General features: G+C 31.5%; 12 protein-coding genes. All 12 read left to right on the plus strand.

What is annotated here, in order from left to right; genetic code table 11:
• Positions 1-10: 10 nt before the first annotated feature.
• Entirely contained in the window at positions 11-676 is a 666-nt protein-coding gene (locus FBF10_RS04015; RefSeq protein WP_002853534.1) for an ABC transporter ATP-binding protein, read from the plus strand.
• Entirely contained in the window at positions 663-1469 is an 807-nt protein-coding gene (locus FBF10_RS04020; RefSeq protein WP_002853622.1) for an FtsX-like permease family protein, read from the plus strand. The genes FBF10_RS04015 and FBF10_RS04020 overlap by 14 nt, the downstream gene beginning before the upstream one ends.
• Positions 1466-2659: a M23 family metallopeptidase gene (locus tag FBF10_RS04025; RefSeq protein WP_002887888.1), complete on the plus strand. Its 1194-nt coding sequence runs from the start codon at positions 1466-1468 to the stop codon at positions 2657-2659. Before FBF10_RS04020 ends, FBF10_RS04025 begins: the two co-directional genes overlap by 4 nt.
• 51 nt (positions 2660-2710) lie before the next feature.
• Positions 2711-3430: a UMP kinase gene (gene pyrH / locus FBF10_RS04030; RefSeq protein WP_002858454.1), complete on the plus strand. Its 720-nt coding sequence runs from the start codon at positions 2711-2713 to the stop codon at positions 3428-3430.
• Positions 3431-3440: 10 nt separating this feature from the next.
• The gene (locus FBF10_RS04035; RefSeq protein WP_002853464.1) at positions 3441-3665 is read left to right on the plus strand and encodes a DNA-directed RNA polymerase subunit omega; all 225 of its coding nucleotides are present in this window, start codon (positions 3441-3443) and stop codon (positions 3663-3665) included.
• The gene (locus FBF10_RS04040; protein ID WP_002866265.1) at positions 3649-5844 is read left to right on the plus strand and encodes a bifunctional (p)ppGpp synthetase/guanosine-3',5'-bis(diphosphate) 3'-pyrophosphohydrolase; all 2196 of its coding nucleotides are present in this window, start codon (positions 3649-3651) and stop codon (positions 5842-5844) included. Before FBF10_RS04035 ends, FBF10_RS04040 begins: the two co-directional genes overlap by 17 nt.
• Positions 5845-5855: 11 nt before the next feature.
• Positions 5856-7061, plus strand: coding sequence for a tyrosine--tRNA ligase (gene tyrS, locus FBF10_RS04045; RefSeq protein ID WP_002859323.1), 1206 nt, complete (start codon positions 5856-5858; stop codon positions 7059-7061).
• On the plus strand, positions 7058-8149 hold the full coding sequence (locus FBF10_RS04050; protein ID WP_002857924.1) for a nitronate monooxygenase family protein: 1092 nt from the start codon (positions 7058-7060) through the stop codon (positions 8147-8149). Before tyrS ends, FBF10_RS04050 begins: the two co-directional genes overlap by 4 nt.
• Positions 8149-10128 carry an N-acetylmuramoyl-L-alanine amidase gene (locus FBF10_RS04055; RefSeq protein ID WP_002887884.1) on the plus strand — a complete coding sequence of 660 codons (1980 nt, stop codon included), beginning with the start codon at positions 8149-8151 and terminating at the stop codon, positions 10126-10128. Before FBF10_RS04050 ends, FBF10_RS04055 begins: the two co-directional genes overlap by 1 nt.
• Entirely contained in the window at positions 10125-11966 is a 1842-nt protein-coding gene (gene mnmC / locus FBF10_RS04060; RefSeq protein WP_002887882.1) for a bifunctional tRNA (5-methylaminomethyl-2-thiouridine)(34)-methyltransferase MnmD/FAD-dependent 5-carboxymethylaminomethyl-2-thiouridine(34) oxidoreductase MnmC, read from the plus strand. Before FBF10_RS04055 ends, mnmC begins: the two co-directional genes overlap by 4 nt.
• Positions 11967-12085: 119 nt before the next feature.
• Positions 12086-13225: a hydrogenase small subunit gene (locus tag FBF10_RS04065; RefSeq protein WP_002860472.1), complete on the plus strand. Its 1140-nt coding sequence runs from the start codon at positions 12086-12088 to the stop codon at positions 13223-13225.
• Positions 13226-13227: 2 nt separating this feature from the next.
• Complete coding sequence (locus FBF10_RS04070; RefSeq protein ID WP_002860471.1) at positions 13228-14943, plus strand: nickel-dependent hydrogenase large subunit; 1716 nt, start codon at positions 13228-13230, stop codon at positions 14941-14943.
• Positions 14944-14948: the final 5 nt, after the last annotated feature.

Here is a 14948-nt window from a genome sequence, read left to right on the forward strand (position 1 = left end):
AGGAAAAAGGATGCCTAATTTAATCCAAGCAAATAAACTTACTTTAGGTTATGATGAATTAGTTATTAAAGAAGCAAGTTTTGCTTTTAAGGATGATGATTTTGTTTTTATTACGGGTAAAAGTGGGAGTGGTAAGAGTACGCTTTTAAAGTCTTTTTATGGAGATTTAGAACCTATTTCTGGTAAACTTGAAGTATGTGGATCTTTGATGAATAAAATTGGAAATTTAGAACTTTTAAAATTGCGTCAAAGAATAGGGATTATTTTTCAAGATTATAAACTTGTACAAGAATATAGTGTTGAAAAAAATGTTATGTTGCCTTTAATGATTAAAGGTTATAGCAAAAAAGTATGCCATGATCAAGCTACTAAGCTTTTAAAGCATGTAAATTTAACTTTTAAAGCAGATAAATTGCCTAATCAACTTAGCGGTGGTGAGCAACAACGCGTCGCTATGGCTAGGGCTTTAGCTCATAATCCAAAGCTTTTGCTTTGCGATGAGCCAACGGGAAATTTGGACGAGTATTCTTCTGATATTATATGGACTCTTTTAAAGTCTGCTAGAGAGCTTTTAGGAACTTGTGTTATAGTGGTAACACATAGAATTCCTAGTAATTTAAGAGTGGATTATCGTCGTTTTAATATAGAAAATGGAAAAATGAATGAAATTTTTTAAAACACATTTATCTTTAATTTTACCTTTACTTTTTATGATGTTTGCTTTTGAATTTATTTTGATTACAAATGCAACTTTAAAGCATTATGAAGAACTTGTTAATAAAGATTATAATATTATAGTTGTCAGCAAAACTGAACTTGATCAGAATGTAGTAAAAACAAAAGTACCATTTTTTGCTGGACTTGAATCTTTAGATCCTAAGGATTTAATTGATCGTTTGAAAAATGATGTTTCTGAAAAGAATTTGAAAGTTTTAAAAGATTCTCTGCCAAAATTTTATACTTTAAAATTAAATTCTTTACCCGATCAAAATGAACTAAATTCGATTAAAAATCAACTTTTAAATATTGTAGGTGTTAGTAAGGTTGAAACTTTTTCCAAAACCCATGATAAGATATACTCTTTGCTTATTTTGATGAAATTTGTTTTTTGGTTATTTTTGTTTATCATTATTTTACTTGCCTTTGTTTTGTTTTTAAAACAGATGAGAATTTGGCTTTATGAACATACCGATCGTATTGAAATTATGTGTTTATTTGGAGCTCCGTTTTGGTTTAGATCTTTTATGCTTTATAAGGTGGTTGTGGTTGATTGTTTTATTGCTTTTGTTATTTTACTTGCCTTTTTTACCCAAATTTTTGATCTTTCTATTATCCAAGAAAGTTTAAAGGCTGTAGATATTATTTTTCCACCTATTAATTTTATTTTACATTTGACTTTAATTTTTTTAGCTACTTTGTTTATTTGCTTGTTGTGTGTAAATACGGTTATGTTTAAGGTTAAAAGATGAGAAAAAATATTCTTATCTTTTTTTGTTTTTTTTTGTTTGTTGATATAAGTTTAGCAGACGCTATAAATGAAAAAACAAAAAGTTTAGAAGAAAATAAACGCATACAAGAACAGTTAAATAAAAAACTTGAAGATTTGGCTAGCGATATTTTAAATGGTGAAAAAAGTTTGAAAGATCTAAGTTTGCAAATTGAAAGCTTAAATTCACAAACTTCTAAGCTTGAAGCAAGTGCTAAGGCTCAAAATCAAGAGTTAAACACCCTTACAAGCCAAAATGAAGATTTGCTTAAAAGTAAATCAAATATGGAAGGTAAGCTTATATCTTTAATGGCTAAAGATTTTGCTTATGATTTACCTATCCCTCAAGGCTATATTGAAAGTGAAGAAAGTTTTATGGCTTTTGAAATTTTAGGAAATTTAAACAAAGTTTTAAATGAAGAAATTTTTAAAATTTCTAAAGATTATGAGGGAGTAAGCAGGCTTATTGATGATAAACAAGCTCAGATTAAGAAAATCAATGAAAGTCTTAAGGATTACAACGCTCAATTAGCCAAGCTTCAAAGTTTAAAACAAAAACAAATTAGCGAAATTAATAAACAAAAAACAGATCGAGCTATATATGCAAAAAAACTCGATGATTTGCAAGCTCAGCAAGAAGAGCTTAGAAAAACATTAAATCAATTAAAAATTATTAATGATAAAAAAGATGCAAATTCAAACAAAAATGATACTAAAATAGTAAAAAATAATCAAAAAATAAGACAATTAGGTTCAAGCTATCAAGGAAGTTCAGTCAAGCGTTACACAGGAAAAAAAACCATAGCTCCATTGGATTCTTTTACTGTGAAGCAAAAATTTGGAAATTATGTTGATCCTGTTTACAATCTTAAAATTTTTAACGAGAATGTAGTTTTAAGAAGCAATAAAAGCGATGCAGTTGTTAAAAATGTGCTAGATGGAAAAATAGTTTTTGCTAAAGATACTAGTATGCTAGCTCGAGTTGTTATTGTTGAACATGATAATGGCATACATACAATATATGCACATTTAGATAAGATTGCTCCTAATATTAAAGTTGGTAAGAATATTAAAAAAGGTGCCGTAGTGGGTAGAATAAAAAATGATCTTACTTTTGAAGTAACTCAAAAAAATTTTCATATCAATCCTTTGGAACTCATTAGCTTAAATTAGCTAAATTTAATGGAATTTAAAATATAATTTCAAGTTAAATAAGGAGAAATAATGCAAGAGAGAAAAAGAGTTTTAGTAAAATTTTCAGGAGAGGCTTTAGCAGGTGAAAATGGCTTTGGTATAGAAAATTCTATTTTAAAATTCATAGCTTCAGAGATTAAAGAACTTATAAAAAATCAAATAGAAGTAGGCATAGTTATAGGCGGTGGTAATATTATTCGCGGAGTAAGTGCTGCTAAGGGCGGATTGATTAAAAGGACAAGTGGAGATCATATGGGGATGCTTGCTACGGTTATCAATGCTATTGCTATACAAGAAGCTTTGGAAAGCTCTGGACTTGAAGTTAGGGTTCAAAGCGCCATTCAGATGGAAGCATTTTGTGAAACTTATATTATGAGAAGAGCGCAAAGACACTTAGAAAAGGGTCGTGTTGTGGTTTTTGCTGCAGGTACTGGAAACCCTTATTTTACTACGGATACAACAGCTATTTTAAGAGCTGTGGAAATTGATGCAGATATGGTAATAAAAGCTACAAAAGTTAATGGAGTTTATGATAAAGATCCAAAACAATTTGATGATGCAGTATTTTTAAATACTTTAAGTTATGATGAGGCTATGCAAGATAATATTAAAGTGATGGATGATACAGCTATAGCTTTAGCTAAAGATAACAAACTTCCTATTGTGGTTTGTAATATGTTTGAAGAGGGTAATTTACTTAAAATCATACAAGGTGATACTAGCCTTTGTTCAACCGTTAAAAATAATTAAGGAGAAAATTATGGATAAAAGAATAGAAGAAGTAGCGGCAAAAGCTTTGGAAAAAATGGGTAATGATAGATATCGCCTTTCTTTAGTGGTAGCAAAAAGAGCGGAACAATTGGCAAATGGAGCAACCCCTTTGGTAGACTTTGATAAAAATAAAAATAAACTTGCAGATATAGCTTTATATGAAATTGCAGAAAATAAAATCACTTTAGAGGGTTTAGTTGAAACCAATCGATGAAGAATTATTGCTTGAACAATTAATCGATAATGTAAAAAATTGTAAAGATTTAGAAGCTGCTAAGGCTTTGCTTTTCGAAATTTGTGGCCATGATGCCATTCTTGAAAAAGCGGTAGATTACTGTATATTTTGCCATGAAGGGCAGTTTAGAAAAAGTGGAGAGCCTTATGCGGTACATCCTATTTTAGTAGCAACACTGGTTGGATTTTTAAGTGAAAATAAAAGCAATATTTTAGCTGCTTTATTGCATGATGTGATCGAAGATACAAACTGCACCGAAGAAGAACTTAGAGAGCAGTTTGGTTCTGAGGTTTTAAAACTTGTTTTAGGACTTACTAAAATTATAGAAATTAGAGAAGATAATCTCATTTCATCAAAATCTAAAAAAAGTTTAACTAAATCAGCCTTGACTTTCAGAAATATGCTTTTAGCAAGTATTGAAGATGTTGGGGTTTTGATTGTGAAGCTATGCGATAGGCTGCATAATATGCTTACTCTTGATATTCTAAGAGAAGATAAGCAAAAAAGAATCAGCGAAGAAACTTTAGTTGTATATGCCCCAATAGCCCATAGACTTGGTATTTCAAGCATAAAAAATTATTTGGAAGATCTTAGTTTTAAATATCTTATGCCAGATGAGTATAAGCTTATTGACAATTATATCAACTCCAATAATCAAGAAATGCAATTAGGTTTAAATGAATTTATTTCCAAAATCGAACTTTTATTTTTGAGCAATGGCTTTAGACAAGGTAGTTTTGAAATTCAAAAACGCATTAAACATAGCTATTCTATTTATCTTAAAATGCAAAGAAAAGGCATTGGTATTGAAGAAGTTCTTGATTTGCTTGGGGTAAGAATTTTGGTTGAAAAAGTAAGTGATTGTTATTTAGCTTTGGGAATTTTACATACACATTTTAATCCCTTGGTTTCGCGTTTTAAGGATTATATAGCCTTGCCTAAACAAAATGGTTATCAAACCATACATACCACACTTTTTGATGCTAAAAGTATTATAGAAGCACAAATTCGAACTTTTGATATGCATAAAATTGCGGAATTTGGTATAGCAGCGCATTGGAAATATAAAGAAGATGGCAGTGTGGTTGCGCCTCGTCTTGATTGGCTTACAGATATTTCAATGCAAAGTATAAACAATCTTGAAAATGCAGAAGATTATAATGCTATTGAACTTTATGAATATGCTAAAGATAGTCTTTATGTTGAAGATGTCGCAGTTTATTCTCCTAAGGGAGAAATTTTCACTTTGCCTCGTGGTGCAACGGTTCTTGATTTTGCTTATGAAGTGCATACCAAAGTAGGGCTTCATGCAAAAAGTGCTTATGTAAATCGTATTAAAGTGCCTTTGTTAACCGAGCTTAAAAATGGCGATATTGTGCGAGTGGTTACTAGCAATGATAAATTTTATCGCTGTTCTTGGATAGATAGTGTTAAAACAGGAAAAGCAAAAGCAAGTATAAGGGAATTTTGTAAGCAAAAAATCAGAGAGATTAATTTAGCAAGCTCTATTAATATGTTAAGTTTTATTTTTGGAGTTGATAAAAACAGAATTGAAACTTGGATAGAAAAAGAAAATTTAGCCAGACGTATTAGACAAGTAGCAACAGATAGTGCCTATTTGAAAGATATAGTTAATGGTCTTAAAAAATACGCCAAGAAGTCATATTGGTTTGATAAATATGAGATTAAAGAACAAAAAATAGGAAATTTTACTCTATATTGTAACCATAAAATCGCTAATGTGGATTTTGATTTTTGCTGCCATCCAAAAAGAGGTGATGCTGTTTTAGCTTTTGTTAAAGGTGGTAACGCTATTGTCCATCATAAGCTTTGCGATAGAGCTGATAAAATGATAGATAATAATCAAGATATGGTATTTATAAAATGGGATTCTAACATCCCTAAATCTTATAAATTGATTTTTTCTTTGGAAAATAAAAAAGGTGTTTTAGCGGAATTTTTGGCATTTTTAGCTAAAATGCAGATAAATTTATTAACAATTAATTTATCAAGTGATTTAAATTCGGCGGTAGATTATTTTGAGATTACAATGGAAATTCCTGATAATATCAATCCAGATAGTGTCAAGGATAGGTTAAAATCTCGTTGTAAAATTTTAGATTTTACATCTTTAAATGATGCTTATAAAGAAGGTTAAAAAGGTTTATTATGGATATAAAAAAAATATTAGCAGAAGTTAAGCGTGGTTGTGCAGAGCTTATTGATGAAGAAAGAATAGAAAAATTAATTAAAAATTATTATGAAAAGGGTGAAAATTTCTTTATAAAGGCGGGGTTTGATCCTACAGCGCCTGATTTACATTTAGGTCATAGCGTGGTTTTAACAAAAATGGCTTTTTTGCAAAAACATGGAGCTATTGTGCAGTTTTTGATTGGAGATTTTACAGGACAAATTGGCGATCCAAGTGGAAAAAGTGCAACGCGTAAAAAGCTGGATAAAGAGCAAGTTTTAATCAATGCTAAAACTTATGAAACGCAGGTTTTTAAGGTTTTGGATAAAGAAAAAACACAGATTAAGTTTAATTCTACTTGGCTTAATGAACTTGGAGCTGCGGGTATAGTAGAGCTTACTTCAACTTTTAGTGTAGCTAGAATGCTTGAGCGTGACGATTTTACCAAGAGATTTAAAGAGCAAAGTCCTATTTCGATTTGTGAGTTTTTGTATCCTTTACTTCAAGGATATGATAGTGTGGCTTTAAAAAGCGATATTGAAATGGGTGGAACGGATCAAAAATTTAATCTTTTGATGGGAAGACAGCTTCAAAGAGTTTATAACATAGGAAAAGAACAAGCTGTGATTATGATGCCTTTACTCGAAGGTTTAGACGGTGTAAACAAAATGAGTAAGAGTTTAAATAATTACATTGGTGTTACAGAAAAAGCTAATGATATGTATGCTAAAATTTTAAGTATTAGTGATGAATTGATGTTTAGATATTATGAACTTTTAAGTCAAAAAAGTCTAGAAGAAATTGCGCAAATAAAAAAAGATATAGAACAAAGCAATTTACATCCTAAAAAAGCTAAAGAAAATTTAGCTTTAGAGATTACAGAGCGTTTTCACTCCAAAGAAGAGGCTAATAATGCTAAGTCTGAATTTGATAGAATTCATTCTCAAAATGCTTTGCCAAGTGATATGGCTGAGTTTGAAATACAAGGAAAAATTTGGCTTGCTAAGGCTTTGGTTGAATGTGGTTTGGAAAGTTCTACTTCTGCGGCAAGAAGAAGCATCAGTGCTAATGCAGTAAGTGTAAATTCTCAAAAAGTTAGCGACGAGCAAATGTATTTAGAACAAGGAGAATACATCTTACAAATAGGTAAAAGAAAATTTGCAAAATTAAAGGTAAAAGAATGAATTTACAACCCTTACAAATAGGAAAACATACTATAAAATATCCCATTTTTCAAGGGGGAATGGGACTAGGCATAAGCTGGGATAGATTAGCTTCTGCAGTTTCTTTAAATGGTGGACTTGGGATTATTTCTTCTGTGGGAACAGGATATTATGAAGAAAGAAAGTATGCAAGTAAAGAATTAAACGCTAAGCCTTATGGAAGTGAAAATTTTTACTCACGCAAGGGTTTGCAAGCTTTGATTAATAATGCAAGAAAAGTTTGTGGCGATGCACCTTTGGGGTGTAATATCTTATGTGCAAGTAATGATTATGCAAGAATAGCACGCGATGCTTGTGAGGTTGGTTTTAATGTGATTGTTTCAGGTGCTGGACTTCCTACAAATTTACCTGAATTTACTGCAGATTTTCCTGATGTGGCTTTAGTGCCTATCATTTCATCTGCAAAGGCTTTAAAAATTATTTGCAAAAGATGGCAAAGCCGTTACAATCGCTTGCCTGATGCAGTGGTTTTAGAAGGGCCAAAAAGTGGAGGTCATCAAGGTTTTACTTATGAGCAGTGCTTAGATCCAAATTATCAGCTAGAAAAATTAATCGCTCCTGTGGTAGAAGAGGCTAAAAATTGGGGGTCTTTTCCCGTGATTGCTGCAGGTGGAATTTGGGATAAAAAAGATATAGAAAATGCTATTTCTTTAGGGGCTAGTGGTGTTCAAATGGGAACGCGTTTCATAGGAACTTTTGAATGTGATGCGAGTGAAGAGTTTAAAAGCGTTTTGCTAGCTTCTAAAGAAGAAGATATAGAGCTTATTAAATCTCCTGTGGGCTATCCTGCTCGTGGAGTTAGAACCAATCTTTTAAATTTGGTAGATAAAAGAATGGGTCCAAAGATTAATTGTATAAGCAATTGTGTAGCGCCTTGTGGACGTGGAAAAGAGGCGACTAAAGTAGGGTATTGTATAGCAGATAGGCTTTTTGATGCGTGGTCAGGCAAAAAAGAAACAGGACTTTTCTTTACAGGTGCAAATGGATATCGTTTAGATAAGCTTATCAGTGTTAAAGAACTTATGGAAAAATTGGTTAATGGTGAATAATGGCTAAAATTTTTGTATTTTTAGTATTTGCTTTCACAACTCTTTTTGGAGCTTATGAAAATGAACTTGCAAATTTTGATAAAAATTTTATCGGTTCTAAAAGTGAAGTGCAAGTAAAATTTCACCATCAGCTCAAAAGCCTTTATATACAAAGTGTTATTCATGAAGATGAAAAAACTAAAATTGAAATTTTAAAAAGATTGATCATCAGTTCAAATACTTTAAATTTAGATGACAAGTCATATGCTAATGAGTTAAAAGAAAGTGGTATAAGTGAAGCAAGTATTAATGCTTTAAGAAAGGCTGTTATTAAAGATATTAAGGTTCAAAATATTTCTCAAGACACTGAAAAATCAACTTTTGAACCTATAAAAACAGTTCAAAAAAATGAAAAAAAATCATCTAACGAACAAATAAAAAATACAGAAAAAACAAATTCTAAAACTTCGCAAGCACCAAAGAGCAGTATCGTTTCTAAAGCAAAAAGCGATGATAAAATTTATGTTTTAAAGTCAAGTAAAACAAACCAAGGTGTAGAGTTTGAACTAAATGCAGATTTGGATAAGGATCAATTAAAAAGTTTTGCTTTAGACGAAAAAGGAAACTATCGTTTTATTAGTGATTTTGATGGGGTTTTAGAAGGGGGTAAAAAAGAGTTTAAATTTGATGACTATCGTTTAGTGATTTCACAATTTAATCCCAAAACCATACGCATAGTGGTTTATGCTAAAGAAAAAATTCCTATTGATATATCTTTTAAAGAAGAAAAAATAATTTTTTCAAAAGAAACTACTAGCCAAAAAAAGACTGAGCAAGTTAGTAAAATTTCAGAGAAAAAGCAAGATCAAAAAACAGAAATTAAAACCAAAGTTTTAGAAACAAAAAAACAAGATAAAAAAACCAATAATGAAAAAGAAAATCAAGAACCTTTATATGTTTTAGATGTGGATAAAATTTCTAATGCTGTGGTGTTAAATTTAAGCGATGATTTAGATGAAAAAGAAATAGCAGTATTTGATACCAAAGATCAAAAATTCCGATATGTTGTAAGTTTTAAAGGTGTGTTAGAAGGTAATAGAAAAAGCTTTACCTTTGGACAAAATACAATTGTCGTTACGCAATATAATCCAAAAATTGTTCGTGTGGTTTTGAGTGCTCCTAAAGAATTTAAACTTTTAAAAAAGTTGGATAATAAAAATCTCACTTTAGGTTTTCATGCGCAAACTTCAAGTCAAAATGTAGATAAAAAAGCAACTCAAAGTTTTAATAAAACCTTAAGTACGAGATACAAATCAGGAAAACTTATAGTTATCGATGCGGGGCATGGTGGAAAAGATAGCGGTGCTTTAAGTGATAAAAAAGGAAGTTTAAAAGAAAAAGATATAGTTTTAAGTACGGCTTTAAAACTTGGAAATGAACTTAAAAAACGCGGTTATAAAGTGCTTTATACTAGAAGTTCGGATAAATTTATCAATCTTCGTGATAGAACCAAATATGCCAATGATAAAAGAGCGGATTTGTTTATTTCTATACATGCTAACGCAGCACCAAATGCCACAAAAGCCAAAAGTAGCGAAGGCGTGGAAACTTTCTTTTTAAGTCCTGCAAGAAGTGAAAGAAGTAAAAAGGCAGCAGAAAAAGAAAATCAAGGGGATTTTGAAGAGATTAATTATTTCTCAAAACAAAGTATTTTAAATTTCTTAAATCGTGAAAAAATCGTTGCTTCAAATAAACTAGCCATTGATGTACAAAAAAATATACTCATTCAAACACGCAAAAAGTATAAAATTGTAGATGGCGGTGTAAGAGAAGCACCTTTTTGGGTTTTAGTAGGTGCGCAAATGCCTGCAATTTTGATTGAAATTGGCTATATTACACATCCAAATGAAGGCAAAAGAATCGCCAATAAAGCTTTTCAAGATTTATTGGTTAAGGGTATTGCTGATGGAGTTGAAAGTTATTTTTATAACAACCGATGAAAAAAGCTAAGCTAATTTTTAAGGATAATACTCCTTTTTCTTTGGATTTTGATGATTTTTATTTTAATTCCAAAGATGGCTTAAATGAAAGCAAATTTGTTTACACTTATTCTTTTGAATGGAAAAATCAAGAAAATTTCATTATCGCAGAGAGTGGTTTTGGTATAGGTTTAAATTTTTTTCTTACTTTGAAACGCTTTTTAGAAACTACTCCTTCTAAGCGTCCTAAAAAACTTTTTTATATCAGTATAGAAGCTTTTTATATCGAAAAAGAACAATTAAGAGAAATTTATCAAAAACTAGGATTTTATGAAGAGTTTAAAGAGCTTTTAGAACAATTTTTAAAATTTTATCCTAAGGCTAAAGAAGGAATTTATCGTTTTTATTTTGAAGATTGTTTTTTAGATCTTGTTTTTGAAGATATAGCTGTTTTAAAAGAATTGAATTTTAAAGCTGATGTTTGGTATTTAGATGGATTTTCTCCAAATAAAAACTCGCAAATGTTTGATGAAAATTTAATCTTTGAAGTGGCAAGGCTTTCTAAAAAAAATACACAAATTTGCACCTTTTCTTCGGCAAGTTTTTTGCAAAAAAATTTAAAAAAATATGGCTTTAGAGTAGAAAAAACCAAAGGTTTTAGAAAAAGAGAAATGATTAAAGCTTATTTGGAAAATGAGCTTGAGTTTAAAGACAAAGAAGCGTATTTTTCAAGAACATTTTCATCTTTAAAAAATAAAAAAGTAGCTATTATTGGTGCAGGTATATCAAGTGCTGTTTTAGCTTATGAGCTTAGTTTAAGAGGTTTTGAAATAGATATTTTTGAAAAACATTTAGAATTAGGCAAGGGTGCAAGTGGAAATGAAAGTGGAATTTTAAGCTCTTTAATCTTAAAGCCTAAGGTAAATTTAGGGGAGTTTTCAGAGCTTTCTTTTATAGAAGCAAGTCGTTTTTATAGACAAATTTTAGATTTAGAATTTAAGGGTGTGGTGGAGTTTGCACATAATGATTTAATGCAAGAAAGATTTGACACGCAAAGAGAAAATGTTTTGTTTAAAATTTCAAAAAATCAAGCTTTTTTAGAAGAGGGTGGAGTGATTTTTCCAAAAAAATTGGTTAAAAATCTTTTTGAAAAAAGCAAAGCTTGTATATATTTTAATCATGAATTTCAAGCTTATAAATTTGAAAATGGGTGTTTTAGTTTAAAATTTAAAAATGATGTTGTTAAAAGTGATTATGCGGTTTTGATTTATGCTATGGGTGCAGATGCAAAAGACTTTGTTTTTTATGATGAGATGAAATTAAGCAAAGTAAGAGGTCAAGTTACACATCTAAAACCTTTTTTAGATACCCCATTTGCTTTATCTTCTAAGGCTTATATTTGCCCTGTAAAAGATGATTTGCAAGTAATTGGTGCAAGTTATGATAGGCTTAGTGCAAGTTTAGAATCAAAAGAAGAAGATGATAAACAAAATATAGAAAATATAGCCGATTTTATGGATAAAAATACAAAATTAGAAATCATAGGTTCTAAAGTAGGTTTTAGATCTTATTCGAGTGATCGCTTTATGATAGTTGGAAATGCTTATGATGAAGCGTTTTATAAAGAAGAATATAAAGCTTTATTATGGACAAAAAATAAGGAGCAAAAACCAGCTAAAATGTCTTGTAATTTGTATTTTAATTTTGCTCATGGGTCAAGGGGTTTTAGTACAAGTGTTTTAGCGGCAAGGTATTTGTGTGCATTGATAAATAATGAACCCTTGTGTTTAGAAAAAAAATACATCCACGCTATTCATCCTGCAAGATTTTTGATTCGCAAACTTAAAAAAGGCTTATGATTAAGCTTTAATTAAGAGTGATGCTAATATTTGCTTATGATAGTAAGTTTTTAACTTTATTTTAACTTCCTTTATTTTATTATTATAGAGAATAAATTTCATGTTGTAAAGGAAATATAATGATTGATTATCATCAAATAGAGTCGCGTTTATCGACTCTTGAAAAGCTTCCTTCTTTGAAAGACAATGATAGTATTACAAAAGCATTAGAAAAGTCAGGTTTTTCTAGAAGGGATTTTATGAAATGGGCAGGTGCTATGACGGCATTTTTGGCTTTGCCAGCGAGTTTTACTCCTATGGTGGCAAAAGCTGCTGAGCTTGCTGATAGGCTTCCTGTTGTGTGGCTTCATATGGCTGAGTGTACAGGCTGTAGTGAGAGTTTGTTAAGAAGTGATACTCCAACGATTGATAGTTTGATTTTTGATTATATTTCTTTAGAATATCACGAAACAGTGATGGCTGCAGCAGGTTGGCAAGCTGAAGAAAATTTAGAAAGTGCCATTCAAAAGCATAAAAATAAATACATTTTAATGGTTGAAGGTGGTATCCCTATGGGTGATACGGAGCATTTTTTAACCATAGGTGCACATGGAAAAACAGGCTATGAGCTTTCAAAAATGGCAAGTGAAAATGCTTTGGCGATTTTTGCTATAGGAACCTGTTCTAGCTTTGGAGGAATTCAAGCTGCAAGACCAAATCCTAGCAACGCGCAGCCTTTAAGCAAAGTAACAAGTAAAACTGTGATCAATGTTCCAGGCTGTCCTCCAAGTGAAAAAAATATAGTGGGTAATGTGCTTCATTATTTATTATTTGGTGAGTTACCAGCACTTGATGTGTATAATAGACCAAAATGGGCTTATGGTTTAAGAATTCATGATCTTTGTGAAAGACGCGGACATTTTGATGCAGGTGAATTTGTACATGCTTTTGGAGATGAAGGAGCAAAACAAGGTTTTTGTCTTTATAAAGTAGGTTGTAAAGGACCTTATACTTTTAATAACTGCTCAAGAGAGAGATTTAACCAGCACACTTCTTGGCCTATTCAAGCAGGGCATGGTTGTATAGGTTGTTCTGAGCCTAATTTTTGGGATACTATGGGACCTTTTGAAGAGCCTATGGCTAGTCGTAAATTTGATACTGTTTTTGGTTTGGGTGCGGATAGTGTTTCAGATAAAATCGGTATAGGTGTGCTTACACTCACAGGCGTTGCTATAGCAGCACACGCAGTTATATCTTCCATGCAAAAAGATAAGGAATAAAAATGAGTCAAAAAATAATCGTAGATCCTATTACAAGAATTGAAGGGCATTTAAGAGTTGAAGTTGTTGTTGATGATAACAATGTGGTAAAAGAAGCTTATGCGGGCTCTACTTTGTGGCGTGGTATTGAAACCATAGTAAAAGGGCGTGATCCAAGAGATGCGGGTTTTATGACGCAAAGAATTTGCGGAGTTTGTACTTTTTCACATTATAAAGCAGGTATAGTTGCTGTTGAAAATGCTTTAGGTATTACTCCGCCTTTAAATGCGCTTTTAACAAGAACTTTAATGAATGCGGCTTTATTTTTACACGATCATATTGTGCATTTTTATCAACTTCATGGGCTTGATTGGGCTGATGTGGTAAGTGCTTTAAGTGCTGATGTTAAAAAAGCAAGCGATGAAGCTTTTAAATACACTTCAAATCCTTATGCAACAGGTGCAGATAAACTTCTTGAAGTGCAACAAAGACTTAAAACTTTTGTAGATAAAGGAAATTTAGGACCTTTTGCTAATGCGTACTATGGTCATCCAACTTATCGTTTAACTCCTGAGCAAAATTTAATCGTTCTTTCTCACTATCTAGAATGTTTAAGAATTCAAAGAATCATTGCTCAATGTATGGCGATTTTTGGAGCTAAAAACCCACATCCACAAAGCTTAACCGTTGGTGGTGTAACTTGCGTTATGGATTTACTTGATCCTGCAAGAATGGGTGAATATATGGTTAAATTCCAAGAAGTGCAAGACTTTGTTAATCGTGCGTATTATCCTGATCTTGTGATGGCAGGAAAAGCTTATGCACATGAAGCAAGTGTTTTAAATGATATAGGGGTAAATAATCTTTACACCTTTAAAGAATTTCAAATCGGAAGAGATGAATGGCTTTTTGAAAGTGGTATTATCAAAAATGGAGATTTAAGCAAGGTTTATGAAGTAGAAGAAGATAAGATTACTGAAGAGGCAACTCATTCTTGGTATGCAGACAATGAACCTTTACATCCTTATGACGGCAAAACAAATCCAAATTATACAGGACTTGTAGATGGGGAAAGCGTAGATCATCATGGAAATAATGTTCATTCTAAAGTGTTTGATACTAAGGGTAAATATAGTTGGATTAAAGCTCCACGCTATGAAGGAAACCCTATGCAAGTAGGACCTTTAGCAAATATCGTTGTAAATTATGCTAAAGGTAATCAAAATGTTGTTCCTGTAGTAGATGAGTTCTTAAAAGAAACAGGACTTCCTTTAAATGCTGTATTTAGCACACTTGGAAGAACAGCTGCGCGTTGTATTGAAGCAAAAATCGTTGCAAATAATGCTTTAAAAGCGTTTAATAATTTAGTTGAAAATTTAAAAGTAGATCAGAGTACTTGTGCTCCTTATGTGATTGATAATTCTAAAGAATACAAAGGACGCTATATGGGGCATGTGCCACGCGGAACATTAAGCCATTGGTGTAGAATTAAAAATGGCGTCATTGAAAACTGGCAAGCTGTGGTGCCTTCTACTTGGAATGCAAGTCCAAAAGACGCAAATGGCGTAGGTGGAAGTTATGAGCAATGTTTGATAGGACTTAAAATCGCTGATGTAAAACAACCACTTGAAATCATTAGAAAAATTCACTCTTATGATCCCTGTATTGCTTGTGCGGTGCATGTAATGGATACTAAGGGCAATAATCTAAGTGAATATAAAGTGAATGTCAATTTATAAGGAGG

It is taken from the genome of Campylobacter sp. CFSAN093249 (assembly GCF_011067895.1).
Lineage (GTDB): Bacteria > Campylobacterota > Campylobacteria > Campylobacterales > Campylobacteraceae > Campylobacter_D > Campylobacter_D jejuni.